The sequence below is a fragment of the Prescottella soli genome (assembly GCF_040024445.1).
Taxonomy (GTDB): Bacteria; Actinomycetota; Actinomycetes; order Mycobacteriales; family Mycobacteriaceae; genus Prescottella; species Prescottella soli.
Window position 1 is genome coordinate 1,630,452 of record NZ_CP157276.1, and the last position, 22,979, is coordinate 1,653,430.

Annotated in this window: 25 protein-coding genes; 15 read left to right on the forward strand and 10 right to left on the reverse strand. The window is 69.3% G+C overall.

All coding sequences use genetic code 11. The features are described from left to right. Positions 1–22 precede the first annotated feature (22 nt). From ABI214_RS07640 to ABI214_RS07655, 4 genes are read left to right on the forward strand one after another with little or no spacing between them, the layout of a single operon-like run. Positions 23–895 carry a DUF4097 family beta strand repeat-containing protein gene (locus tag ABI214_RS07640; protein ID WP_348608203.1) on the forward strand — a complete coding sequence of 291 codons (873 nt, stop codon included), beginning with the start codon at positions 23–25 and terminating at the stop codon, positions 893–895. Continuing rightward, positions 895–1,857: an ATP-binding cassette domain-containing protein gene (locus ABI214_RS07645; RefSeq protein ID WP_348608207.1), complete on the forward strand. Its 963-nt coding sequence runs from the start codon at positions 895–897 to the stop codon at positions 1,855–1,857. Before ABI214_RS07640 ends, ABI214_RS07645 begins: the two co-directional genes overlap by 1 nt. After that, positions 1,854–2,636, forward strand: a complete 783-nt coding sequence (locus ABI214_RS07650; RefSeq protein WP_348608210.1) for an ABC transporter permease — start codon at positions 1,854–1,856, stop codon at positions 2,634–2,636. The genes ABI214_RS07645 and ABI214_RS07650 overlap by 4 nt, the downstream gene beginning before the upstream one ends. Before the next feature lie 52 nt (positions 2,637–2,688). Beyond that, positions 2,689–4,140, forward strand: a complete 1,452-nt coding sequence (locus ABI214_RS07655) for a dihydrolipoyl dehydrogenase family protein (RefSeq protein ID WP_348608213.1) — start codon at positions 2,689–2,691, stop codon at positions 4,138–4,140. Here ABI214_RS07655 and ABI214_RS07660 read toward each other — a convergent pair. Next, positions 4,114–4,284, reverse strand: a complete 171-nt coding sequence (locus tag ABI214_RS07660; RefSeq protein WP_348608216.1) for a hypothetical protein — start codon at positions 4,282–4,284, stop codon at positions 4,114–4,116. The genes ABI214_RS07655 and ABI214_RS07660 overlap by 27 nt on opposite strands. Positions 4,285–4,384: 100 nt before the next feature. Beyond that, on the reverse strand, positions 4,385–5,050 hold the full coding sequence (locus tag ABI214_RS07665; RefSeq protein WP_348611394.1) for a class I SAM-dependent methyltransferase: 666 nt from the start codon (positions 5,048–5,050) through the stop codon (positions 4,385–4,387). Positions 5,051–5,168: 118 nt separating this feature from the next. Here ABI214_RS07665 and ABI214_RS07670 point away from each other — a divergent pair, with 118 nt between their 5' ends. Genes ABI214_RS07670 through ABI214_RS07680 form a run of 3 tightly spaced genes read left to right on the forward strand, consistent with a single transcriptional unit; the run spans position 5,169 to position 6,910 of the window. After that, on the forward strand, positions 5,169–5,765 hold the full coding sequence (locus ABI214_RS07670) for a hypothetical protein (RefSeq protein WP_348608219.1): 597 nt from the start codon (positions 5,169–5,171) through the stop codon (positions 5,763–5,765). A 7-nt stretch (positions 5,766–5,772) separates the two neighbouring features. Beyond that, a complete protein-coding gene (locus ABI214_RS07675) occupies positions 5,773–6,411 on the forward strand; it encodes an RES family NAD+ phosphorylase (protein WP_348608222.1) in 639 nt (212 codons plus the stop codon). Between the two features lie 40 nt (positions 6,412–6,451). Next, positions 6,452–6,910 (forward strand): SRPBCC family protein, encoded by a 459-nt coding sequence (locus ABI214_RS07680; RefSeq protein ID WP_348608225.1) that lies wholly within the window; start codon positions 6,452–6,454, stop codon positions 6,908–6,910. Between the two features lie 105 nt (positions 6,911–7,015). On the opposite strand, the gene ABI214_RS07685 is transcribed toward ABI214_RS07680, so the two are convergent. Continuing rightward, positions 7,016–7,651: a TetR/AcrR family transcriptional regulator gene (locus ABI214_RS07685; protein WP_348608228.1), complete on the reverse strand. Its 636-nt coding sequence runs from the start codon at positions 7,649–7,651 to the stop codon at positions 7,016–7,018. A 157-nt stretch (positions 7,652–7,808) separates the two neighbouring features. On the opposite strand from ABI214_RS07685, the gene ABI214_RS07690 reads away from it, so the two are divergent. Genes ABI214_RS07690 through ABI214_RS07710 form a run of 5 tightly spaced genes read left to right on the forward strand, consistent with a single transcriptional unit; the run spans position 7,809 to position 14,821 of the window. Further along, positions 7,809–9,467, forward strand: coding sequence for a class I adenylate-forming enzyme family protein (locus tag ABI214_RS07690; protein ID WP_348608231.1), 1,659 nt, complete (start codon positions 7,809–7,811; stop codon positions 9,465–9,467). Between the two features lie 44 nt (positions 9,468–9,511). Continuing rightward, positions 9,512–11,254, forward strand: coding sequence for an N-acyl-D-amino-acid deacylase family protein (locus ABI214_RS07695; protein ID WP_348608234.1), 1,743 nt, complete (start codon positions 9,512–9,514; stop codon positions 11,252–11,254). Positions 11,255–11,314: 60 nt separating this feature from the next. Further along, a complete protein-coding gene (locus tag ABI214_RS07700; protein ID WP_348608237.1) occupies positions 11,315–12,856 on the forward strand; it encodes a carboxylesterase/lipase family protein in 1,542 nt (513 codons plus the stop codon). Then, positions 12,853–14,322 (forward strand): carboxylesterase/lipase family protein, encoded by a 1,470-nt coding sequence (locus ABI214_RS07705; protein WP_348608240.1) that lies wholly within the window; start codon positions 12,853–12,855, stop codon positions 14,320–14,322. Before ABI214_RS07700 ends, ABI214_RS07705 begins: the two co-directional genes overlap by 4 nt. A gap of 58 nt (positions 14,323–14,380) precedes the next feature. After that, positions 14,381–14,821 carry a GtrA family protein gene (locus ABI214_RS07710; protein WP_348608242.1) on the forward strand — a complete coding sequence of 147 codons (441 nt, stop codon included), beginning with the start codon at positions 14,381–14,383 and terminating at the stop codon, positions 14,819–14,821. Here ABI214_RS07710 and ABI214_RS07715 read toward each other — a convergent pair. From ABI214_RS07715 to cobF, 6 genes are all read right to left on the reverse strand, one after another. Further along, positions 14,804–15,670: an Fpg/Nei family DNA glycosylase gene (locus ABI214_RS07715; RefSeq protein ID WP_348608245.1), complete on the reverse strand. Its 867-nt coding sequence runs from the start codon at positions 15,668–15,670 to the stop codon at positions 14,804–14,806. The two genes, ABI214_RS07710 and ABI214_RS07715, sit on opposite strands and share 18 nt — an antisense overlap. A gap of 40 nt (positions 15,671–15,710) precedes the next feature. After that, on the reverse strand, positions 15,711–16,181 hold the full coding sequence (locus ABI214_RS07720; protein WP_348608248.1) for an SRPBCC family protein: 471 nt from the start codon (positions 16,179–16,181) through the stop codon (positions 15,711–15,713). 21 nt (positions 16,182–16,202) lie between these two features. Further along, a complete protein-coding gene (locus ABI214_RS07725) occupies positions 16,203–17,450 on the reverse strand; it encodes an aspartate aminotransferase family protein (protein WP_348608251.1) in 1,248 nt (415 codons plus the stop codon). Next, positions 17,450–18,487 (reverse strand): SDR family oxidoreductase, encoded by a 1,038-nt coding sequence (locus tag ABI214_RS07730; RefSeq protein WP_348608254.1) that lies wholly within the window; start codon positions 18,485–18,487, stop codon positions 17,450–17,452. Before ABI214_RS07730 ends, ABI214_RS07725 begins: the two co-directional genes overlap by 1 nt. Before the next feature lie 24 nt (positions 18,488–18,511). Further along, positions 18,512–19,645 (reverse strand): acyl-CoA dehydrogenase family protein, encoded by a 1,134-nt coding sequence (locus ABI214_RS07735; protein ID WP_348608257.1) that lies wholly within the window; start codon positions 19,643–19,645, stop codon positions 18,512–18,514. A gap of 176 nt (positions 19,646–19,821) precedes the next feature. Continuing rightward, a complete protein-coding gene (cobF, locus tag ABI214_RS07740; protein ID WP_348608260.1) occupies positions 19,822–20,562 on the reverse strand; it encodes a precorrin-6A synthase (deacetylating) in 741 nt (246 codons plus the stop codon). A 97-nt stretch (positions 20,563–20,659) separates the two neighbouring features. Here cobF and ABI214_RS07745 point away from each other — a divergent pair, with 97 nt between their 5' ends. From ABI214_RS07745 to ABI214_RS07755, 3 genes are all read left to right on the forward strand, one after another. Then, complete coding sequence (locus tag ABI214_RS07745) at positions 20,660–21,418, forward strand: thymidylate synthase (protein WP_348611397.1); 759 nt, start codon at positions 20,660–20,662, stop codon at positions 21,416–21,418. Next, positions 21,418–21,900 (forward strand): dihydrofolate reductase, encoded by a 483-nt coding sequence (locus ABI214_RS07750; RefSeq protein WP_348608263.1) that lies wholly within the window; start codon positions 21,418–21,420, stop codon positions 21,898–21,900. The genes ABI214_RS07745 and ABI214_RS07750 overlap by 1 nt, the downstream gene beginning before the upstream one ends. Positions 21,901–22,014: 114 nt before the next feature. Then, the gene (locus ABI214_RS07755; RefSeq protein WP_348608266.1) at positions 22,015–22,341 is read left to right on the forward strand and encodes a cupin domain-containing protein; all 327 of its coding nucleotides are present in this window, start codon (positions 22,015–22,017) and stop codon (positions 22,339–22,341) included. Between the two features lie 3 nt (positions 22,342–22,344). On the opposite strand, the gene ABI214_RS07760 is transcribed toward ABI214_RS07755, so the two are convergent. After that, positions 22,345–22,953: a TetR/AcrR family transcriptional regulator gene (locus ABI214_RS07760; protein ID WP_408585953.1), complete on the reverse strand. Its 609-nt coding sequence runs from the start codon at positions 22,951–22,953 to the stop codon at positions 22,345–22,347. Positions 22,954–22,979: the final 26 nt, after the last annotated feature.

A 22,979-nucleotide genomic window follows, 5' to 3' on the forward strand; every position in this document is an offset into this window, starting at 1 on the left:
CCATCACACCCAGAGGATCACGATGCCCACTTTCACCACCCCGGAACCGATCTCGGCCATCCTCCAACTCGCCGTCGGCGACGCCACCGTCACGGCGACCGATCGCGACGACACGGTCGTGCAGGTACGGCCCAGCGACCCCACTCGCGACGCGGACGTGCGTGCCGCCGAGCAGACCCGGGTCGAGTACGCGTCCGGCCGGCTGGTCGTCCGCGCTCCCCGTCCCCGCGTTCTGTGGGGCAAGGCCGGATCGGTCGACGTGACCGTCGAACTCCCGACCGGCTCCGGCCTGGAGGCCGACGCCTCGGTCGCCGCCGTCCGCGCCACCGGCGCACTCGGCGACTGCCGAATCAAGACCTCGACGGGCGATGTCCGCCTCGACGAGACCCGTACCGCGCACGTCGGCACCGCTGCCGGCGCCGTCACCATCGAGCACGTCGACGGCGATGCCCAGGTCAGCACCGGATCCGGTCGGATCGACGTGCGCAGCATCGCGGGCAGCGCCGTCGTCAAGAATTCCAACGGCCGCAACCGGATCGGTACGGTCACCGGATCGTTGCGGACCAAGACCGCCAACGGCGACATCGTCGTCGACAGGGTGGGACACGACGTCGAGGCCGCAACCGCCAACGGGGACATCAGGATCGGCGAGATCGCGCGCGGGGCGGCGAACCTGCGGACCGCGCGAGGCGAGATCGAGATCGGCATCCGGAGCGGTACCGCGGCACGCCTCGACGTCCACACCTCGTTCGGAAAGGTTCAGAACCTGCTGACCGAAACCGCAGGCCCCGTCTCGACCGACGAGTCGGTCGAGATCCAGGCGCACACCGGTTTCGGCGACATCCTCGTTCGACGCTCCACCCCCGACCAGCCCACCAGCGACAAGGCGGAGTGATGACCACAGCAACGCTCACCACATCGGACATTCGAGTCCGGTCCCTGCGGAAGTCCTTCGGGGACAAGGTCGTTATCGACGGAATCGACCTCGACATCGAGGGGGGTTCGGTCTTCGCGCTCCTCGGCCCCAACGGCGCCGGCAAGACCACCACCGTCCACATCCTGTCCACCCTCGTCCACCCCGACGCCGGCGACATCCGGGTGGGCGGGCACGACCTGGCGAAGGAACCGGACGCGATCCGCGCCGCGATCGGCGTCACCGGCCAGTTCTCCGCGGTCGACAACCTTCTCACCGGTGCCGAGAACCTGGCCCTGATGGCCGATCTGCATCATCTCGGGCGCCGCGAGGAGCGTCGCCGCACTGCCGAACTGCTCGAACGCTTCGACCTCGCCGACGCCGCGTCGAAGACCGCCGGAACGTACTCCGGTGGCATGCGTCGCCGCCTGGATCTGGCGATGACCCTCGTCGGCCGGCCGCGGATCATCTTCCTCGACGAACCCACGACCGGTCTCGATCCGCGCAGCCGACGCACGATGTGGGACATCGTGCGGGACCTGGTGGCCGGCGGGGTCACGATCTTCCTCACCACCCAGTACCTCGAGGAGGCCGATCAGCTCGCCGACCGCATCGCGGTGCTCGACAACGGTCGTGTGGTCGCCGAGGGCACGCCCGCCGACCTCAAGCGACTGGTGCCGGGCGGGCACGTCCAGCTCTCCTTCGCCGATCCTCGCGAACTGGCCACGGCCGCAGCATCACTCGGAGTCGTCCCACGCGACGACGACGGCCTCACTCTCGACGTCCCCGGTGACGGCAGCGTGCCGTCGCTGCGGTCGATCCTCGACCGACTCGACGAGGACGCGATCGAGGTCACGAACCTGTCGATCCACACCCCCGATCTGGACGACGTCTTCCTCGCCCTGACCGAAGGTTCCCCCACCCGGAAGGATGCCCTGCGATGACCACAGTCTCCTACGCCCTACAGGACTCGGCGACGATGCTGCGCCGCAACGTCCGGCACATGGCGCGCTACCCGTCGATGACGATTCTGCTCGTGGGGATGCCGGTGGTACTCCTGCTGCTGTTCGTCTACGTGTTCGGCGGCACGCTCGGCGCCGGTCTCGGCGGTGGGCGCGACGCCTACCTCGACTTCGTCACGCCGGGCATCATGCTCATCACGATCGCGAGTGCCGCTCAGGGAACGGCGATTTCGGTCGCGACGGACATGACCGAGGGCATCATCGCCCGGTTCCGGACGATGGCGATCTCCCGAGCCTCGGTGCTGACCGGGCACGTCGTCGGCAGCATGATCCAGACGATGTTCGCACTGGCCGTGGTGACGGGCGTGGCCGTTCTGGTCGGTTTCCGTCCCACCGCCGACGCAGTCGAATGGCTCGCCGCGATCGGCCTGCTGGCCGGCTTCACGTTCGCGCTCACATGGCTGTCGGTTGCGCTCGGTCTGGTGTCGCGCAGCGTCGAGACCGCGAGCAATCTGCCGATGTTCCTGATGTTGCTCCCGTTCCTGGGCAGTGGGTTCGTGCCGACCGACTCGATGCCGACCGGGTTGCGGTGGTTCGCCGAGTACCAGCCGTTCAGTCCGGTCATCGAGACACTGCGCGGACTTCTCCTCGGCGGCCCGATCGGCAACAACGGGGTGCTCGCGGTGGCGTGGACCGTCGCGATCGCACTGTTCGGGTACATCTGGGCGAAGCGCCAGTACGAGCGCCGCGCGATCCGCTGATCGGGTCATGGGAAGTCGCGCGAAACGATCCTCCCCGGCCTACCGTGGATCCATGGCTGACGAAGAGTTCGACGTCATCGTGATCGGAGGCGGCCCGGCCGGGGAGAACGCGGCCGCCTACGCCATCGCCGGCAGCGACCGCACCGCGGCACTCGTCGAACACGAGCTGGTCGGTGGCGAATGCTCGTTCTGGGCGTGCATGCCGTCGAAGGCGCTGCTGCGGCCGGTCGAGGTGCTCGGCACCGCCCGCCACATGCCCGGCGTCGAGGAGAAGGTCAACGCCTACGGCCTCGACGTTCAGGCCGTACTCGCCCGACGGGACGGTTTCACGAACAACCTCGACGACTCGTCACAGGTGCTGTGGGCCGATTCGGTCGGAATCGACGTCATCCGCGGGAGCGCGAAGCTCACCGGGGTCCGGGAGGTCACCGTGGGCGACCGTGTGCTGCGGGCCCGGCACGCGGTGGTGGTCGCGACCGGCACCACCGCGAGCGTGCCGGACGTCCCCGGCCTGCGCGACGCGTTGCCGTGGACGTCGCGGGACGCCACCAACGTCCGGGAGGTGCCGAAGCGACTCGCGATCGTCGGCGGCGGTGTGGTGGCGTGCGAGGCGGCGACATGGCTGCACGAACTCGGCGCCGACGAGGTGACCCTGCTCGTGCGGGGCTCCGGGCTGCTCGGACGCACGGAACCGTTCGCCGGCGAGATGGTCGAGGAGAAGCTGCGCAAGCACGGGATGAACGTCCGGTTCGGCACCTCGCTCGCAGCCGTCGCACGCTCCGACGTCTCCGACACCGGGATCGGACGTGTCCACGGGGGTCCGGTGACGTTGACGGTCCGGGGTGACGACGGCGACCCGGCACTGACCGTGGACGAGATCCTCGTCGCGGCCGGGCGCACCCCCGCCACCGCGGGACTGGGACTCGAGCACGCCGGCCTGCCCGATCACGGCTACCTCTCCGTCGACGACCATCTGACCGTGCAGGGCGTGGACGGCGACTGGCTGTACGCCGTGGGCGACGTCAACGGCCGCGCCCTCCTGACGCACATGGGCAAGTACCAGGCTCGGGTGTGCGGCGACGTGATCGCGGCCCGCGCGGAGGGCCGTCCGCTCGACGGCCCCCGGTTCGTCGCGTCGGCCGACCACGGCCAGGTGCCACAGGTGGTCTTCACGACGCCCGAGGTGGCATCGGTCGGGCGCACCGAAAGCCAGTCCCGCGCAGACGGACTCGACGTCGAGGTGGTCGCGATCGACATCGACGTCGCCGGTGCCGCGCTCTCCCGCGACGACTACTCGGGGCGCGCGTCGCTCGTGATCGATCGCGCCACCGACACGATCGTCGGCGCGACGTTCGTCGGCCCCGACGTCTCCGACCTGATCCACGCCGCAACGGTCGCCGTCGTCGGCCGGGTGCCGCTCGATACGCTGTGGCACGCGGTCCCGTCGTACCCGACGGTGAGCGAGGTGTGGCTGCGGCTACTCGAGGCCCGGCGCGCCCGGTAGCCGATCGGGGACGACGGCGACCGCGTCGATCTCGACGAGCGCGCCCGGGCGGGCGTGCCCCGCGGTGGACACGACGGTGATGGCGGTGCGGTGATCACCCCACACCGATTGCGACGCCGGCCTCGATGCCGTCCTGATGCACATGAACCTGCTGGGACACGACTTCGAGATACTCGATCCCCCGGAGCTCGCGCAGCGCTCGCGCGCATTGGCGGAGAGACTGTGGTCGGCCGGGGAGCCGACCTCACCGAGTTCCGTGATGGACGAGCCGTGAGTCGCGATTCTGCCGACGTGCCGTGACAGCGCCGTGCGGCCGGTAGCCACTTCCCGTTCGTGTGTGGGTCTCGATCACCTCGAAACCCGCTGTGGCCAGCTCCCGGCGCAGTTCGGCCACCGGCCATCGATAGGCCGTGGTGGCAGCGTGATCGAAGGGTTCCACCACCGGCCCCTCGAAGAAGCCCACCAGCAGCCCTCCTCCCGGTCGGATCACGCGTGCGAACTCCGCGAGAGGGATCCGGATGTCTTGGGGTCGGTGGTGGATGAGCGAGTACCAGGCGAGGACTCCGCCCAGCGATTCCGCCCCGGCGTCCAGAGTTTCGAAGCTGCCGAGGCCGAAGGAGAGGTGCGGATACCGCGTGCGGGCCCGGTCGACGAACTCGGGAACCAGGTCGATTCCGCTCGCGTCGACGCCGCACCCGGTCAGGAAGTCCGTCCACTGTCCCGGCCCGCAGCCGGCGTCGAGCACGGGTCCGGTCAGGGGCTCGGCCCAACTGCCCACCAGGGTCCGATCGGACGGGTGCGTCGATGTCATCGAGCCGAACAGATCGACGTACTCGCGGGATCGGGCCGTATATGCCTCTCGTACGATGTCGCCGGTTCGGGCCCCCACGTTCTCCATGCCGTCGATCATCACCCCGAGGAGACCCTGGGGCGGAACAACCCGCCGCGGCACGTCCAACACGTTCCTCGCCCCTGGCCGACACGCCCGGTACGCGGTACGCTGGTGGCACACATCTGGAGGTGTGACTATGCTCGCCAACCGTGACCGAGCCCGCGACACGATCCACGCCCTGTCGGATCAGGACCTCGTCGAACTGCTCGCCGAGGAGTTCTCGCGACGGCCGAATCTGCGGCCGGTGCGCGACGACGTGACCGCGCTGCTGTCCATGGGTCCGGCGCTGGCGCTGCAGCACGAGCGCGCGGTCGCCAACCCGGCCGCCGCCGCGGTCGCGCGCACCCGCATCGTGTCCTCGGCGCTGCGATCGCTCGTCGACGAACACCAGATGCTCGACTCCACCGCAGTCAGCCGGGCCCTCGGAAAGTCGGCCACCAGCCGGAACACCGCCAGCCGTCTCGCAGCGGCGGGCAGCGTCGTGGCTCTGCCCGCGGCCGGGCACAAACTCTTCCCCGCCTTCCAGTTCGACACCGAGCGCCGGGAGGTGCGACCGATCGTCGCCGAGATCAACCAGGTGATCGGGGCGAAGGACGATCCGTGGGGTGCCGCGTCGTGGTGGCTGAACCCCACGGCGTTCGCGGACGATCCGCGGTCGCCCTCGGAACTCGCCGTCGCCGGGGGCCACGAACAGGACCTGCGGGACATGGCCGACGACCTGGTCACGGACTGAGCGGCCGGTGGAGTACCCGGATCCGCCCACACACCTCCCTCCCGCCCTGCTGGTCGACGTGCCTGCCGAGACGTCGGTGTGGCGCATCCACAGCGACACGCGCGGCGCCGCCGACCTCAATCCGACGCCGCGGCCGCGTGCCCGGCTCGGCGGCCGGTTCGACAGCCTCGACGGCTCCTATTCCTACCTCTACGCCGGCGACAGCCCGGCCGCCGCGGTGGCGGAGACGCTGTGCCGAAGCCTGCCGATCGACCAGTCCCCGAGGCTGATTCCACGTGTGCAGATCCGAGGCCGCGTACTGAGTGAGCTACGTACCACTCGCTCCGTTCGGGTGGCGGATCTGACCGGAACCGGAGCCGCGCGGATCAATGCCGGTGTGTGGCTCACCAAGTGCGATCCGTCCGGCTACCTTCACGCCCGCCGCTGGGCCGCCGCGATCCTCGCGGCCAACCCCGGCATCGACGGCCTGCAGTATCGACCCCGGCACGACGAGAACAACCTCGCCTGGATGCTCGCCGACTCCCCGGCCACGCGGGCGCATCCCGCCGTCGCAGCCGTCGGCGGCGTGGTCCCGCTCGACTCCGCAGACGGTCACTACCTTCTCGGGGCACTGCTCACCGCCCACAACGCGGCCCTTGCCCCCTGACCCCGTCACACCCGCAACGTTCGCGTGCAACACTTTCGGTGTGTCCACGACGCGAACTCGCCGGGTACTGCACGCGCCACGCGAGCGGGTCTTCCGCGCGCTGACCGATCCAACTGCGATCGCGACGTGGCGGGTGCCGGCGAGCATGACCGCCGAGGTGCACGAGTTCGACGCCCGGGTCGGCGGCCGGTTCCGGATCTCGCTCACCTACGACTCCCCCGACCGGACCGGGAAGTCCAGCGCCCACACCGACACCTACCACGGGCACTTCGCCGAAATCGTCCCTGACGAACGGATGGTGGAGGTCCTCGAGTTCGAGACTGACGACCCCGCGATGTGGGGCGAGATGAGGCTGTCGATCACGTTGCGCGACAACGGCGGCGGCACCGAACTGACCGCCAAGCACGACGGGCTGCCGCCGGGCGTCGATCCGGACGACAACGAGCTGGGGTGGGCCGAGGCACTGGACCGGCTCGCCACGCTCGTCGAGCACGGGTAGGCAGGTCATCGGCCTGAGCGCCCACTCCTTCACCGTCGCACGCGGTTTCCCGCCAGACGACCCGAGGAATGGGCGCTCAGGCCGATCCAACCGCGGCCGCGGGGCTCAGGGGGCGATCGGCGGGGTCAGCGCCGGGAACCAGATGTCGGTGAGGACTTCGGCCGCCCGTTCGCGGGGAACCTCGATCGTCCCCTGCACCGCCCACCTGGTGAAGAACCGCTCGAGCTGCGTGACCAGCAGTTCGACGCGCAACCGGGCCTCGTCCTGCCGGTCCTGCGGCCAACGCGCCAGGTACTGCGTCATCGAGTTGGGTAGGGCCAGGATCGCATCGCGGGACGTCTCGCGGAACGAGGGTTCGAGCGCGACCGCCTCGTCCCACGCGGGCAGGATGTCCTTGCATGCGTCGAACCAGTCGATAGCCCGGTTGACCCAGGCCGTGAACTCGGCCCGCGAGCCGGTGGCGAGCACCCGATCGAGGTCCTCGTAGAACGCGAAGGCGCTCGGCACCATCTTCTCCAGGCTGATGGCCCGCAGGATCTCCACCTTGCTGGGAAAGTGCAGGTAGAACGTCGCACGGCTGCAGCCCACGGCGGCTGCGATGTCGTCGACGGTGACCGCCGCGTACCCACGCGTGGAGAACAGCTCGCGCGCGGCCTCCAGGAGCCGGGCACGCGTCCAGCGCTTCTGCTCGTCACGCAGTTTCCCGCGCCTGCCCTTGGTGTCGTCCGCAACAGGTCCCACGGCATCCACGATCGCCCACGTCCACGCACCCAGGCAAGTCGGCCCGTCACCCAAGCGACGGTTCGTCACTCACTTGACACATCGTCAGTCACACCGGAGTATGACGCACATCACTGTCGATTGTGCCGGTGACAGCCCCGATCCGAAAGGAACCGCCGTGACGAAGTCTCTCGACCCCCAGGCGTACATCGCGCAGGTGATGGCCGGATTGACGGGACCGGGTGGGCGGTTCGAACTGGGCGTCGAGGAGGTCCTCGGCGCCCGGATCCCGGTGATGAAGAACCGCGACCGGGCCCTCGGCGACGTACTCGCCGCCTCGGCCGCGTTCGGTGATCGCGACTACCTCGTCACCGAGGACCGCCGGATCAGCTACGCCGACCACCACGCGGCGGTGGCTGCACTGGCGACCGCGCTGCGCGAACGATTCGGCGTCGGCAAGGGCGACCGGATCGGCATTCTCGCGGCCAACACCCCCGAGTGGGTCGAGGCGTTCTGGGCCGCCCAGTCGCTGGGCGCGATCGCCGTCGGGTTCAACGCGTGGTGGGCACCGCGGGAGATCGAGTACGGCGTCGGCCACACCCGGCCGTCCGTCCTCGTCGTCGACGCCAAGCGCGCCGCACTCCTCGACGGCCTCGACCTCGACGTCCCCGTCATGACGATGGAGGACGACGTCCCCCGTCTGATCGAGGAGTTCGCAGGCGCCGACCTGCCGCGGGCCGATGTGCTCGAGGACGACCCGGCGGTGATCCTCTACACCAGCGGAACCAGCGGTCGCCCGAAGGGCGCGGTGCACTCGCACCGGAACCTGTTGGCCGTCATCGACTATCACCGCTACAGCGACACCCTCGCCGCCGCCTTCGCGGGTGCGCCGCCGAGTGACGGCCCGAGCGATCTGCGCTACCTGCTCACCTCGCCGCTGTTTCACATCTCCAGCCTGCACAATCTCGTCGTCCCGCGGCTCGCGACCGGCAGCGCGGTGGTCATCTATCAGGGCTCGTTCGACGCGGACCGGGTGCTGCGGCTGATCGAACGCGAGAAGGTGACCAACTGGGGAGCGGTGCCGACGATGGCGGGTCGACTGCTCGAGCACGAGGACATCTCGCGGTACGACCTGTCGTCGCTCACGGCGTTCGCGCTCGCCTCGGCGCCGTCGTCGCCGGGATTCCAGCAGCGACTGCGTGAGAGGCTGCCATTCGCCCGCAATGCGCTGGTCGACAGCTACGGACTCACCGAGTGCAGCACCGCGATCTCGGTCGCGACCCCGATGGATCTGCAGGCGTTTCCCGGCACCCTCGGCCGCCCGATCATCGGCGTCACCGTGGAGATCCGCGACCCGCTCGGCGAGCCCGTGGCCGACGGTATCGAGGGCGAGATCTGTGTGCGCAGCCCGTACGTGATGCTCGGCTATTGGGAGAACGACGCCGCGACCGCGGACGCGATCCGGACCGACCGATGGCTGCACACCGGCGACTTCGGCGTGATCGAGAACGGCATGGTCCGGCTCACCGGGCGGCGCTCCGACCTGATTCTGCGCGGCGGCGAGAACGTGTACCCCGTCGAGATCGAGCAGTGCCTCGACGAGCACCCCGCGGTGGCGGAATCGGCGGTGGTGGGAGTCGATCACCCCGACCTCGGGCAGGAAGTGGGCGCGGTGGTGGTCCCACGGCCTGGGATGACGGTGACCGAGGACGAGCTGCGCGAGTTCGCGGCCGAACGGCTCGCGTACTTCAAGGTGCCCACGCAATGGAAGATCACCACCGATTCGCTGCCGCGCAACGCGACCGGCAAGACGATCCGCACTCAGATCGCCCTGTGAGCGAACGTATTTCCCGTCCTAGCGGTGAGAGAGGCAAGACCCCGATGAGTTTCGACGCGATCGTCAAGAACGGCCGGTGGTTCGACGGCACCGGCGCCCCGTCCGCGACCCGCCACCTCGGCATCCGAGACGGCCGGGTGGCGACGGTCTCCACCGAACCGCTCGACGAAACCGACTGTCCCCGTGTGATCGACGCGGCCGGCAAATGGGTGATCCCCGGCATGCTCGACATCCACACCCACTACGACGTCGAGGTCCTGCTCCGCCCGCAGCTCGACGAGTCGGTGCGCCACGGCATCACCACCGTGTTCGTCGGATCGTGCTCGCTGTCGACCGTCCACGTCGGGCCGTCGGACGCCGGTGACCTGTTCGGCCGGGTCGAGGCGATCCCGCGCCGCCACGTCGTCGACGGGCTCGAGGAGCGCAAGACGTGGAACTCGGCACGCGAGTACGTCGATGCGCTCGAATCGCTGCCGCTGGGACCGAACGTCGCCGCGTTCATCGGCCACTCCGACATGCGGGCGGCGCTGATGGGTCTGGACCGGGCCACCCGCAAGGAGGTCAAGCCCACCGCGTCCGAACTCGCCGCGATGGAGCAGCAGCTGACCGAGGCGCTCGACGCCGGGTTCGTCGGAATGTCGTCGCAGCAGTTGATGTTCGACAAGCTCGACGGCGAGGTCTGCCGGTCCCGCACGCTGCCGTCGACGTATGCGACCGCCCGGGAGCGTCGCCGGCTCAACGCGATCCTGCGACGCCGTCGCCGGGCGCTGCAGGGCGGCCCGGACGTGGCCCGCCCGCAGAGCATGATGGTGATGGCGCTCAGCAGCCTCGGCATCTTCCGCAAGCCGCTCAAGACGAGCCTGCTCTCGGCCGCCGACGTCAAGGCGATCCCCGGTATCGTGAAGATCTTCCCGCTGATGGCGAAGGTCCTCAACGGCCTCGGCGGCGACTTCCGTTGGCAGCACCTGCCGGTGCCGTTCGAGGTGTACTCCGACGGCATCGACCTGCCGGTGTTCGAGGAGTTCGGCTCCGGCGCGGCGGCCCTGCACCTGTCGAACCAGATCGACGCGCGCCGCGAACTGCTGGCGGACGCGGACTACCGCCGACGCTTTCGCAAGGACTACGACCAGAAGTACGGGCCGCGGGTGTGGCATCGCGACTTCTTCGACGCCGAGATCGTCGAGTGCCCCGACGACTCGGTCATCGGGAAGACGTTCGGTCAGGTCGGGGAGGACCGCGGCGGCGTGCATCCCGTCGACGCGTTCCTCGACCTGGTGGTCGAGTACGGCCCCAAGGTGCGCTGGCGGACCACGATCTCGAACCACCGTCCCGAGGTGCTGAACGCGCTCGCCGCCGATCCCGGTGTGCAGCTGGGCTTCTCAGATTCGGGTGCGCACCTGCGGAACATGGCGTTCTACAACTTCGGGCTGCGCTTCCTGCGCCGCGTCCACGACGCCGAACGGGCCGGGGCGCCGTTCCTGTCGGTCGAGCAGGCGGTGCGCCGGGTCACCGGTGAACTCGCCGACTGGTACGGCCTGGACGCCGGGCACCTGCGCGAGGGTGACCGTGCCGACCTGGTGGTCATCGACCCCGAGCACCTCGACGACTCCCTCGACACGTACGCCGAGAGCCCTGTCCCCGAGTACGACAACCTGTCCCGGATGGTGAACCGCAACGACGACGCCGTGTCCGCGGTGTTTGTGGGCGGCGAGTACGTCTTCGGCAACGGAGAACCGGCACCCGCCCTGGGCACCGAGCGCACCGGGCAGTTCCTCCGGGCCCGCTGACGGTCACGGCGCCCGGCAACCCGACCGGCCGGGCGCCCGGATCGTCGTATAGTCGCGGCCATGACCCCGAGTCTCGAAGTGACCACCGCCGACGGCGTCGTCCGGGGCCGCAGGATCGGTGACCTGCTCGCCTGGCGCGGAATACCGTTCGCCGCCCCGCCGGTGGGCCCGCTGCGGTTGCGGGCGCCGCAGCCCACCGAGCCGTGGACCGGGGTCCGCGACGCCGGCGAGTTCGGCGCCGCCGCTCCGCAGGCCCCGATGGGCGTGACGCTGCGGCCGGGCAAGCGCCAGCCGATCTCGGAGGACTGTCTCACGCTCAACGTGCTCGCCCCGGCGGGGCCGAGCGCCGCGCCGCGACCGGTGATGGTGTTCATCCACGGCGGCGCGTTCGTCCTGGGCACGACCGCACTGGGGATCTACCACGGGGACCGCCTCGCGCGGCGCGGCGACCTCGTGTACGTCTCGATCAACTACCGGCTGGGCCCGCTCGGCTACCTCGACTTCACCGAGTTCTCCACGCCCGAGCGGCCGTTCGACTCCAATCTGGGCCTGCGGGACCAGGTGGCCGCGCTGCAGTGGGTGCGGCGCAACATCGCCGCTTTCGGAGGCGATCCCGACAACGTCACGCTGTTCGGGGAGTCCGCGGGCGCCACGTCGGTCACCACGCTGATGGCCACACCGGCCGCGCGGGGGCTGTTCGCGCGGGCGATCGCGGAGAGTTCGGCGCCGGTGCTCGTGAGCGACGGCCGGCGGGCGAAACGCTGGGCCCGCGAGTTCATGACGCTGCTGGGTTCCGACGATCCGGCGGACGCGGCGCGGGCCCTCGACTCCGCGACGCCGGCCGAACTCGGGAAGGCCGGAAATCGGCTGGGCGCCAAGGTTCTCGCCGAGACGCCCGGACTACACCCGCTCGGCCCGGTGGTGGACGGCGAGTTCCTGCCGGAGTCGCCGCTGGCGGCATTCACGGCCGGGCGTGCGCATCCGGTGCCGATGATCATCGGCACCAACGCCAAGGAGGGCACGCTCTTCCCCAAGATGCTGGACGCCCTGCCCAGCAACGCCGCCCGCATCGAGGCGATGTTCGAGCTCACCAACCCGGAGGCCTTGGCGCGGGTCGTCGGCGCGTACGCCGGCTACCCGGACGCGGCAGCGGCGATCGACCTGGGCGGCGATCTGACGTTCTGGAGACCGTCGGTCGAGATCGCCGACGCACACTCCGCCCATTCCCCCACCTACAGTTACCGTTTCGATTACGCACCGCGCCTCATGCACTGGCTCGGCCTGGGGGCCACGCACGCGCTCGAGATGTTCGCGGTGTTCGGGTACGGCAACTCCGCCGCCGGCCGGGCCCTCACCGCCCCCGGTGGCCGACGTCGCCTGCGGGCGGTCACCGATCGAGTCCAGGAGAACTGGATCTCGTTCGCCCGGGGCGGTGTCCCGACCCCGTGGTGGCCGCGGTACGACGCCGAGCACCGACGGACCCTGATCTTCGACGTCCCCACCCGCGTCGAGCGCGATCCCGGCCGCGAGCGCCGGATCGCGTGGTCCGGGTATCTCGGCTACGAAGGCGAGGGCGCGGCCGAAGCCGAGTCCCTTCCGTGACCGGCGTGGACGTCGCCCTGGCCGAGGGCGTCGTCCGTGGTCGACGGTTGCCGGACCTGTTGTCGTGGAGGGGAATTCCGTACGCCGCCCCGCCCGTCGGCCCGCTGCGCCTGCGCGCGCCAGAGCCCGTGCCCGCGTGGACCGGCGTCCGGGATGCCGCCCGGTTCGGTCCCCCGGCCCCGCAGCAACGCCGGCAGGGCGACGAGAACTGCCTGACGCTCAACGTGCTCCGACCCTCCGCGCCCAGCGACGTCGCCCGGCCGGTCATGGTCTACATCCACGGCGGCGCGCACACGGCCGGCACGTCGGCGGACCTGCTGTACAGCGGTGCATCGCTGGTGCGTCGCGGCGACCTCGTGTTCGTCTCGCTCAACTACCGGCTCGGGGCACTCGGCTACCTCGACTTCCGCGAATTCTCCACCCCCGAGCACCCTTTCGACGTCAACCTGGGGCTGCGCGATCAGCTCGCCGCCCTGCAGTGGGTGCAGCGCAACATCGCCGCCTTCGGCGGCGACCCGGACAACGTCACGCTGTTCGGGGAGTCCGCGGGCGCGGACGCGGTGATGACCCTGATGTGCGTTCCCGCGGCGCAGGGGCTGTTCGCCCGCGTCATCGCGCAGAGTCCGCCTCCGGCCACGTCCAACGGACCGGAGTTGGCCGCGCGGTGGGCACGCGAGTTCCTCGACGTCGCCGGCGTGTCCCGCCCGGACGCCGCCTCGTTCCTCGCCACCGCCGACCCCGACACGCTCGTGGAGACCGCCGCGACGCTCAGCATCCGCGGCGCCGACGAGGTGCCGGGCACACGGCCGTTCGCGCCGGTGGCCGGCGACTACCTCCTCCCCGAGCACCCGCTGAACGCGTTCGAGGCCGGCTCCGAACACCGGGTGCCGCTCGTCATCGGGACCAACGCGCAGGAGGGTCGGATCTTCTCGCGGCTCCTCGACATCCTGCCGACGAACGAGGCCCGGATCGAGAAGATGTTCGAGGGCACCGATCCCGCGATCAAGGCCCGCGCGATCGGCGCGTACCCCGGTTACCCGGGCCGGCGCGCGGCCGCCGACCTCGGCGGCGACGTCGTTTTCTGGGAGCCGTCGCTGCGGTGCGCGCATGCCCACACCCGGCACAGCGACACGTACATGTACCGCTACGACTTCGCTCCGCGCCTGCTGCGGCTCACAGGTCTCGGCGCGACGCACGCCACGGAACTGTTCCCGGTGTTCGGGTCGCGGGGCCGCACTGCCCGCATCCTCACCGCGTTGGGCGGACGCCGCGGGATGCGTGCCGTCACCGACACGCTGCAGGGTCACTGGCTCGCTTTCGCGCGCGACGGGCACCCCCTCGGGGCGTGGCCGCAGTATTCGCTCGAACGCCGCGACACGCTGATCATCGACGAGGTCTGCCGCGTCGAATGCGATCCGCTGCGGAGCCGACGCGAAGCGTGGCACGGATACCGGCACCGGCATTGAACCCCCGGTGGTATACCGTTGCGGATCGCAACCAAATTTCAGGCTGTGGGAGACCTCGATGTCGATGCTCGACCTGCGTCTGGGCGGCGACGGATGGTTCGCCCAGCTGACCCGGTTCGCCCTCGTCGGCGGATCGAGCAACGTCGTGTACGCGCTGTCGTTCGTCGCACTGGACGCTTACGGGACGTTGCTGGCGAATGCCGTGGGGGTCGCCACCAGCACCGTGCTGGCCAACGAACTCCACCGCCGCCGGACCTTCCGCGCAGCCGACCGGGTGCCCTGGTTCGCCGCCCAGTGGGAGGGCGGCGCGCTCGCGCTCCTCGGCCTGATCGTCAGTTCGCTCTCGCTGGCGCTGCTGGGCTTCTTCTTCCCGGACGCATCCGGCCTGGTGTCGATCGCGCTGGTGATCGCCGTCAGCGGTGTCGTCGGCGCCCTGCGGTTCATCGCGCTCCGCGGCTGGGTGTTCGGCCGGCGCCAGCCGTTACTTCAGCAGTCGTGACATGCGCCGATCGGCGAGGATCTTGCCGCCGGTCTGGCACGTCGGGCAGTACTGGAACGCCCGCTCGGCATACGACACCTCCCGCACCGTGTCCCCACACACGGGGCACGGCAGCCCGGTGCGGGCGTGCACCGTCATCCCGGCCCGCTTCTCGCCCTTGAGGCGTGCGGCCTCCTGCCCCACCGAGCGTTCGACGGCGTCGGACAGTTCGGAGCGCATGGCGTCGTACAGCGTGTCCACCTCGTCGGGAGTCAGCTTCGACGCGGTCGCGAACGGCGAGAGCCGGGCCGCGTGCAGGATCTCGTCGGAGTAGGCGTTGCCGATCCCCGCCAGCAACGACTGGTCCACGAGCGCCGTCTTGATCCGGGCGCTGGTCCCGCCGAGGAGTTCGCCGAACTGCGGTCGCGTCACCTCGAGCGCGTCGGGTCCGAGCCTGGCGATGCCCGGCACCTCCTGCGGGTCGGCCACCACCCACACCGCGAGCCGCTTCTTGGTGCCGGCCTCGGTGAGATCGAACGCGGGTGTGTCCGCGTCGGGGGTGAAGAAGTGCACGCGCAGCGCGAGCGGCCCCTTCCCCGGCCTCGGCGACGCGGGGCCGGGGTTGTCGATCCAGCGCAGCCACCCGCCGCGGGACAGGTGCGTGATCAGCCACAGTCCGTCGCAGTCCATCGCGAGGTGCTTGCCGAAGCGGCGTGCCCCGGTTACGTTCCGGCCCTGCAGGGCGCTGATCGGCGGATCGAACGTCTTGAGCACACTCAGCGCGGCCACGTCGACGCGTCCCACCACCGCGCCGACGGCATGGTTGCGCAGGAACTGTGCCAGGGCCTCCACCTCGGGCAGTTCGGGCATGTGATCAGCGTAGGCGCGGGCACCGACAGCCGGGGCGCGGTCAGACAGGTTCGTTCATCGGCCCGACCTCGACCACACCGCCCAGCAGCCCCGTCAGAATGCGCAGGATGTTGTTGCGCAACGTGGACTCCGCGACCGGGTCGAGGATCTCGGCCAGGCTCGGTATCCCGAGGTCGAACCGGGTCTCGAACCGGATCAGCACGCCGTCACGATCGGGGTCCGCGTCGCACTGCCACGAGCCTTCCATTGTCACGAAGTCCCCGGCAAGTTGGGCGAATTCGATGCGGCGGGCAACCGGATCGAGCACGTCCCGCTCGGTCCAGCGCAGTGTGCCCTTGCGGAATCGGACCAGCCAATTGGAGATCACCGATCCGTCCGCCTGCGCGGGTTCGACGTCGAGGGCGAGGACGGTGTCGGTGAGTTCGGGATAGCGAGCGAAGTCGCTGATCCGGGCATAGGCCGCGTCGGGCCGGACGTGCTCGGCGCGGATGTGCATGACTACGTGACGCATGGGAACTCCAAGGATTCGTATTCAGGTGAGAGTGAGGTCCGCGAGGGCCTCGGTGAAGGCGCGGAGGAAGAGCTCGACCTCCTCCACTGTCAGGATCGCCGGCGGGGTGAGGCGCAGCACGTCGGCCGCGTTCAACGAGTGGTTGGCCAGGATGTCGCGTTCGAGCAGGTTCAGGAACAGTTCTCCGACCAGGCCGCTCGTGGCCATCTCGAGGCCGAGCAGCAGACCGCGGCCGCGCACCTGGGTCACCCGGCCGCCGCCGTGCCGGTCCACGGCCGTCCGGATGCCCGCGAGGAGGTGGTCTCCGAGCTCGGCCGCGCGCGCCGGGAGGTCTTCGTCCCGGATCACGTCGATCGCGGCGTGTGCGGCGGCGCATGCCGCCGGCGACCCCGCGAACGTGGAGGTGTGCAAGTAGGGATCCCGGGCGAACGGGGCGTAGGCCTCCGGCGTGGCGACCACCGCGGCTATCGGCATCACGCCCCCGGAGAGTCCCTTGCCCACCAGCAGCAGGTCGGGCGTGACCCCCTCGGCGTCCACACCCCACCAGCAGCCGAGTCGGCCGAGACCGGTCTGGATCTCGTCGACGACCAGCAACGCCTCGTATCGGCGGCACAGGTCGGCGGCGGCGCGCAGGTAACCGGGAAGCGGCACGTTCACGCCGCCCTCGCCCTGCACCGGTTCGACGATGAAGCAGCCGTGGCCGCCGGTTGCACGCAACGCCACCTCCAGCTCGGCCGGATCACCGAAGGCGACCTCCATGACGTGCGGTAGCAGCGGCCGGAAGGGCTGCTGCAGAACGGCATTCGCGGTGACGCTCAGGGCGCCGAGCGTCTTGCCGTGAAATCCGCCGCGCGTCGTGATCACGGCTGTCTTGCCGTGGGCACGGGCCAGTTTCAACGCACACTCGGTGGCTTCGGCACCGGAGTTGACGAAGTGCACCAGATCCAGGTCCCCCGGGGTGACCTCGGCGAGCGCGGCCGCGGCGCCGGCGCTTACCGGATCCAGGAACACCCGGGAGGCCATCGGGTGCCGTCGCACCTGGGCACACACCGCCTCCACGACGGAGGGATGGCGATGTCCGAGCAGGTAGACCCCGTAACCACCGAAGTCCAGGACGCGTCGGCCGTCCGCGAGGGTGATCCAGGCACCGGACGACTCCACCTCGGCCAGGTCCCCGATCAGCCGACCGAGTGCCGCCCGGCCGCTGCCGAAGTGCCTCCGGTAGTTGTCGGTGAGCGCACCGGAATCGAGCATCATGCCGGCGCTCATCAGACGGCGCTTTCGACCAGCGGCGTCTGCGCTGGCAGTAGCTTCTTGACCTGGGCCCAGTAGATCAACGAGCGCCTGAGTGCCTCGATGAGCGCGGCCCGGGAGGCGCGGCTCCCGAATCCCAGCCTGTCCAGGTCACTGGGCATGGCGTCGCTGGACTGGAACACCCACACCGACTCGAGGAAGTCGGTGAACATCTGTCGTCGACCATCCGAGATCAGGTCGTCCAGCAGCGGCATCAACAACCGATCGACGGACTCGAACGGCATGAACCGTGGCCGCGTCGCGCCGATCCACGCAAGCCGGGACACGTCCTCGCACACCTCGGCGATGTCGGTGAATGTGAGTGCCTGATCTCCCGCGGTCAGCCAGTACTCGCCCTGTGTCACACGCTCACGGATGAGCTTGCCGACGGCATCGACGACGATGTCCAAGGGAACCGTGTCGACCAGGGACCCGATCTCCCCAGGAACCACCGGAAGGTCGCCCCTGATCGCACTCCCCAACATCCGGTGCAATCCCTGGAAGGCGGCCATCCGGCCGTCGCGGGAATCCCCGGTCACCACCGACGGTCGGACGATGACCGCCGGAACCGTACCAGCGCGGACCAACTCTTCCGCTTCCGTCTTGGACTCGAGGTAGGCGGCCAACCCCGCGAAACGCTCGTCGGACGGGGCCTGACGGGCGACGAAGGCCGTGCTCAGGTAGTAGAGCGGGGCACCAGCGTCGGCCGCCACGCGCAGCATCGCCGCGGGTCCCTGGACGTTCACCGCCCGCAGCTGCTCCGGGTCCACGCTCCATTTGGTCACCGCCGCGCCGTGCAGCACGACATCGACTCGGTCCACCAGGCCGGCGTACTCCGCAGCCGGCAGGCCCAGCGTGGGGTGCGAAAAGTCACCGGCGAACTCGCCAACCCGTGGATCGTCGATCGGGCGTCTACCGCGCAGGCAGACGATGTCGAAGTCCTCGGCCATGGCGTCGAGCATCGCCCTGCCGATGACGCCGGAGCCACCGGTGAGCAGCAGAGTGCGCTTCATGTCATTGTCCTCCAATACATTTCACTAGGAGATCGTGAGCGAGTTCCCGTCGAGGTAACTCAGCAACGGGCCGGCCATCTTGGCTCGGGCGGGCGGATGGAAGCCCAGTCCGTTCACTGCGGCAGCGAGATAGCCGACGCGATCCGAGGTGATGAAGTTCAGCCCACCGAGCAACTCCACCGCCCGGGGCACTGCGGCGGCGATCGCGTCCTGCACGGCGTACCGGACCAGGAGCGCGTCCATCAGCAGTTTCCGGCTGTCCAGCTCGTCGGTCATCCGGCGGGCGATGTTCTCCACCGCCGCCATCGCGCCTTCCAACGTGACGACCAGTCGGAGACGGTCGGATTCGCTGATCCGGTCCGAACCGAGCGCCAGCTCCACCAGGGCGCTGGCGGCTCCCAGGTAGGAACCGGTCACGAGTAGTTCGAACCACAGGAAGGCGGCATTCTGGATGTCGTCGAGTTGTTCGCCTTCAGTCACCGACGTGGTGACGACGAGATCCGACGGCACCAGCACATCGTCGATGGTGACCTGGTCGCTTTCGGCACCAGCGAGCGCGAAGCTCGACCAGAACGGGCTGACCGAGACGCCGTCGTCCTTCGCGGGGATGAGCGCGACCGCGAGCTGCTCGCCGGGACCGTCGGGCCTGGGGAGCATGACACTGGCTGTCAGCAGGTCCATGGACCGCGACAGGCTGCACGGCTTCTTGACCCCGCTGAGCCGGACACCGTCGGTTGTAGGGGTGGCGGTCATGGTCGGCTTCAGGATCTGCCCGTCCGGACGCCCCTCCGCGAAACCGGATGCGAGCAACAGGTTGTCGGCAGCGATGGCCTGCAGCAGCATCCAGTCCAGGCCGGTGTTCGTCTCGCTCACGGCGACGAGGCTCGCCACCGAGAAGTGGTGCATCGTGGTGGCAACCGCCAGCGACGGGGACCGCGAGCCGATGGCGCGCTGCACCCGGACCGCCTCGAGCGGACTTGCCCCGATCCCGCCCAGGTCGGCAGGCACGAGGAGGCCGGGCCCACCGGCCTCACGGAACGCCGTGGTGCCCGGGCTGCCCCGCCGCTCCAGGTCCCCTGGCGCTATCGCCGTCAGCGCCTCGTCCAGACCGGGCAGACTGCGCTTCAGCACGTCGCGCTCGGTTTCGAGAAACCGCATTTCTCCTCACACCTTCCGTCCAGGTGTAGGACTCGGAGCGAGGTCGTCGCCCCAGGTCGGAATGTCCAAATCTTCCGGTTTCCAACCTCGTCCGACGGCGTCCCGCCGAACAGCGACCCGAGGGTTCACCGCCACACCCGTAGGGGTGAGGGATTCCCACCCTGGGGTGCAGCCCGTCAGCGACGGATCAGGTAGATGTCCATGATCCAGCCCTTGCGCTCGCGCATTTCGGCCCGCACGCGGACGATCTCGTCCTCGACCTCGCGCAGTTTGCCGGAGATCAGGACCTCGTCGGGCAGGCCGAGGTACGCGCCCCACCAGATCTCGGCATCCTCGCCGGGAACGTGGGTGAAGCTGCACTCGGCGTCGAGCATCACCACCGCGGTGTCGACGCCGTCAGGCAAGCCCTCGCGCAGCCGCCGTCCGGTGGTGACGTGAACGGGCTCACCGATCCGGTTGAGCACGATCCGGTGCTGCGCGGCGAGCGACTGGATGCTGGTGACCCCGGGGATCACCGAGTAGTCGAAGCTCACGTTGCCGCGCGCGAGGACGCGTTCGACGATCCGCAGCGTGCTGTCGTAGAGCGACGGATCGCCCCACACGAGGATCGCGCCGACCCCGTCCTCGGCGGCGAAGCGCTCCTCGAACACCTGGGCGCGGCGGTCGTGCCAGTCGTCGACGACACCCTGGTAGTCGGACGGCGTCCGATCGCGTGGCGGGTCGACGATGTCGACGATCCGGTACTCGCGGTCCATGTGCTCGGACAGGATCGTGGTGCGCAGGTCGACGAGTTCCTGCTTCTCGTCGCCCTTGCCGATGACGAAGAACACATCGGCCCTGTTCATGGCCTTGACAGCCTGGATCGTCACCTGGTCGGGGTCGCCGGCACCGATGCCGATCACAAGCAGTTCACGCATGTTCGGCGACGCTACCTGCCGGTGCCCGGCGCTAGGATGCCCGCCCACTAGACTGGCGGCCGTGCACTCCCCCTACGAAGACCTCCTCCGTCTCGTCATGACCACCGGAACGCCGAAGGCGGACCGCACCGGAACCGGGACGCGCAGCATCTTCGGGCACCAGATGCGCTGGAACCTCGCCGAGGGCTTCCCGCTGGTCACCACCAAGAAGGTGCACCTCAAGTCCATCGTCTACGAGCTGCTGTGGTTCCTGCGCGGCGAGTCCAACGTCAAGTGGCTGCAGGAGCACGGCGTCACCATCTGGGACGAGTGGGCGGACGCCGACGGCGAGCTGGGCCCGGTGTACGGCGTGCAGTGGCGGTCGTGGCCGACGCCGTCGGGCGAGCACATCGACCAGATCACCAAGGTCATCGAGACCCTGAAGACCAACCCGGATTCGCGCCGGATCATCGTCTCGGCGTGGAACGTCGCCGACCTCGACGACATGGCGTTGCAGCCGTGCCACGCGTTCTTCCAGTTCTACGTCGCCGACGGCAAGCTCAGCTGCCAGCTGTACCAGCGCAGCGCGGATCTGTTCCTGGGCGTGCCGTTCAACATCGCCAGCTACGCACTGCTCACCCACATGGTGGCGCAGCAGGCGGGGCTCGAGGTGGGCGACTTCATCTGGACCGGCGGCGACTGCCACATCTACGACAACCACATCGACCAGGTCACCGAGCAGCTGTCCCGCGAGCCGCTCCCCTACCCGACGCTCGAGCTGAACAAGCGCGAGTCGATCTTCGACTACACCTTCGAGGACGTCGAGATCGTCGACTACCGGCACCATCCGGCGATCAAGGCACCGGTGGCCGTCTGATGATCGGCCTGATCTGGGGCCAGACGACGGCCGGGGTGATCGGCCGCGACAACACCATCCCGTGGCGCGTCCCCGAGGACATGGCCCACTTCAAGGACACCACAATGGGCCACCCGGTGGTGATGGGCCGACTGACGTGGGATTCACTCCCGTCCCGGTTCCGCCCGCTGCCGGGTCGTCGGAACATCGTCGTCACCCGCCAGGACGGGTGGGCGGCCGACGGAGTCGAGACCGCACACGGGGTCGAGCAGGCACTCTCACTCGCAGGCGACACCGCCTGGGTGATCGGCGGTAGCCAGATCTACACGGCGGCAATGCCGTTCGCGGATCTACTATCGGTGACCGAGATCGACGCGGAGATCGAGGGTGATGCATTCGCCCCGACGATCGGCGACGAGTGGGTGGTCGGCGACGAGGGCGACTGGCACATCTCGGAGAAGTCGGAACTGCGCTATCGCTTCCTCACGTACGTGCGCGGCTGAACCACCGGGACGGTGGCCGAACCGTTAGGCCGATAACCGGGCCGTCCCCGGCGTGGTGGGTCATACTGCGGAAGCAGTGTCCCGTTCGTCCCCGACGCATCGGAGTGGCATGTGATGGACAAGACCTCACTGACGGCCCTCGCCCGCCAGCAACTGAAGCTGGCCTCCACTTCGTCGAGCGGACGCAGCTCGCAGACCGTCTTCGGCGGCCATCAACGTCATCTCCGCCAGACCGTGATCGCACTGAGCGCAGGCAAGAGCCTCGCCGAGCACGACAGTCCCGGTGAGGCGACGATCCTGGTGCTCAGCGGCAAGCTCGCACTGATCTGCGGCGAGGACTCGTGGAAGGGCTCCAGCGGGGACATGCTGATCATTCCCGCGGCGCGGCACAGCGTCGAGGCGCTCGAGGACGTCGCCTTCCTCCTCACGGTCACCAAGTAGCGGTCACGCCACCTCGGTCGCGGCGACGGCGCCGATCGACAGCAGCCCGTTCACGAACTCGCGCAGCGCTCGTTCGTCGCCCGTGTCGATGCCGCTGTTGGTGGTGACGAGCGACGCCACCAGGCGGAAGGCCCACTCACTGATCGCGTGGGGACCGAGCGTGGCGGTCCGGTCACCGGCACACATCCGTTCGAAGTGCGGAACCAGGAACTCGGCCCCGCGCAAGACGAGCGGAGCCGAGAACACCGTGAACCACGGCAGCACGGTCGCCGGATCGTCCCGCAGGCCCTTCTGCAGCACCGGGTGCCGACGTGCGTAGCCGACCGCGAATACGATGCAATCGACGAACCCGGCTTGGAGCCGATCCTGGCGGCGCAGAACAGGATCGAGAACCGCGAAGAACCGCGTGATCTCACGCTGCAGCAGCGCGTCGAAGATCTGGGATTGATCGCCGACGTACTTGTAGAGCGTCGGCCGCGACAGTCCGGCTCGTTCGGCGATCAACGCGTGTAACCGTGAGCCGTAACCGAACTCGATCAGGCACGCCTCGGCAGCGTCAAGGATGCGTTCGCGAATAGCGGTGGGGCTCATATCTTGTGCTCGGGAACTCACCGCTCGGAGTTTAGCGCCGAACCAAC

Coding starts and splice junctions, on each gene's coding strand:
- ABI214_RS07700 (WP_348608237.1), top strand. CDS start 11,315: ATGACCCCGAGTCTCGAAGTGACCACCGCCGACGGCGTCGTCCGGGGC.
- ABI214_RS07655 (WP_348608213.1), top strand. CDS start 2,689: ATGGCTGACGAAGAGTTCGACGTCATCGTGATCGGAGGCGGCCCGGCC.
- ABI214_RS07645 (WP_348608207.1), top strand. CDS start 895: ATGACCACAGCAACGCTCACCACATCGGACATTCGAGTCCGGTCCCTG.
- ABI214_RS07725 (WP_348608251.1), bottom strand. CDS start 17,450: ATGAGCGCCGGCATGATGCTCGATTCCGGTGCGCTCACCGACAACTAC.
- ABI214_RS07735 (WP_348608257.1), bottom strand. CDS start 19,645: ATGCGGTTTCTCGAAACCGAGCGCGACGTGCTGAAGCGCAGTCTGCCC.
- ABI214_RS07695 (WP_348608234.1), top strand. CDS start 9,512: ATGAGTTTCGACGCGATCGTCAAGAACGGCCGGTGGTTCGACGGCACC.
- ABI214_RS07665 (WP_348611394.1), bottom strand. CDS start 5,050: ATGATCGACGGCATGGAGAACGTGGGGGCCCGAACCGGCGACATCGTA.
- ABI214_RS07715 (WP_348608245.1), bottom strand. CDS start 15,670: ATGCCCGAACTGCCCGAGGTGGAGGCCCTGGCACAGTTCCTGCGCAAC.
- ABI214_RS07670 (WP_348608219.1), top strand. CDS start 5,169: ATGCTCGCCAACCGTGACCGAGCCCGCGACACGATCCACGCCCTGTCG.
- ABI214_RS07720 (WP_348608248.1), bottom strand. CDS start 16,181: ATGCGTCACGTAGTCATGCACATCCGCGCCGAGCACGTCCGGCCCGAC.
- ABI214_RS07730 (WP_348608254.1), bottom strand. CDS start 18,487: ATGAAGCGCACTCTGCTGCTCACCGGTGGCTCCGGCGTCATCGGCAGG.
- ABI214_RS07640 (WP_348608203.1), top strand. CDS start 23: ATGCCCACTTTCACCACCCCGGAACCGATCTCGGCCATCCTCCAACTC.
- ABI214_RS07710 (WP_348608242.1), top strand. CDS start 14,381: ATGTCGATGCTCGACCTGCGTCTGGGCGGCGACGGATGGTTCGCCCAG.
- cobF (WP_348608260.1), bottom strand. CDS start 20,562: ATGCGTGAACTGCTTGTGATCGGCATCGGTGCCGGCGACCCCGACCAG.
- ABI214_RS07755 (WP_348608266.1), top strand. CDS start 22,015: ATGGACAAGACCTCACTGACGGCCCTCGCCCGCCAGCAACTGAAGCTG.
- ABI214_RS07650 (WP_348608210.1), top strand. CDS start 1,854: ATGACCACAGTCTCCTACGCCCTACAGGACTCGGCGACGATGCTGCGC.
- ABI214_RS07750 (WP_348608263.1), top strand. CDS start 21,418: ATGATCGGCCTGATCTGGGGCCAGACGACGGCCGGGGTGATCGGCCGC.
- ABI214_RS07660 (WP_348608216.1), bottom strand. CDS start 4,284: ATGTGCATCAGGACGGCATCGAGGCCGGCGTCGCAATCGGTGTGGGGT.
- ABI214_RS07745 (WP_348611397.1), top strand. CDS start 20,660: ATGACCACCGGAACGCCGAAGGCGGACCGCACCGGAACCGGGACGCGC.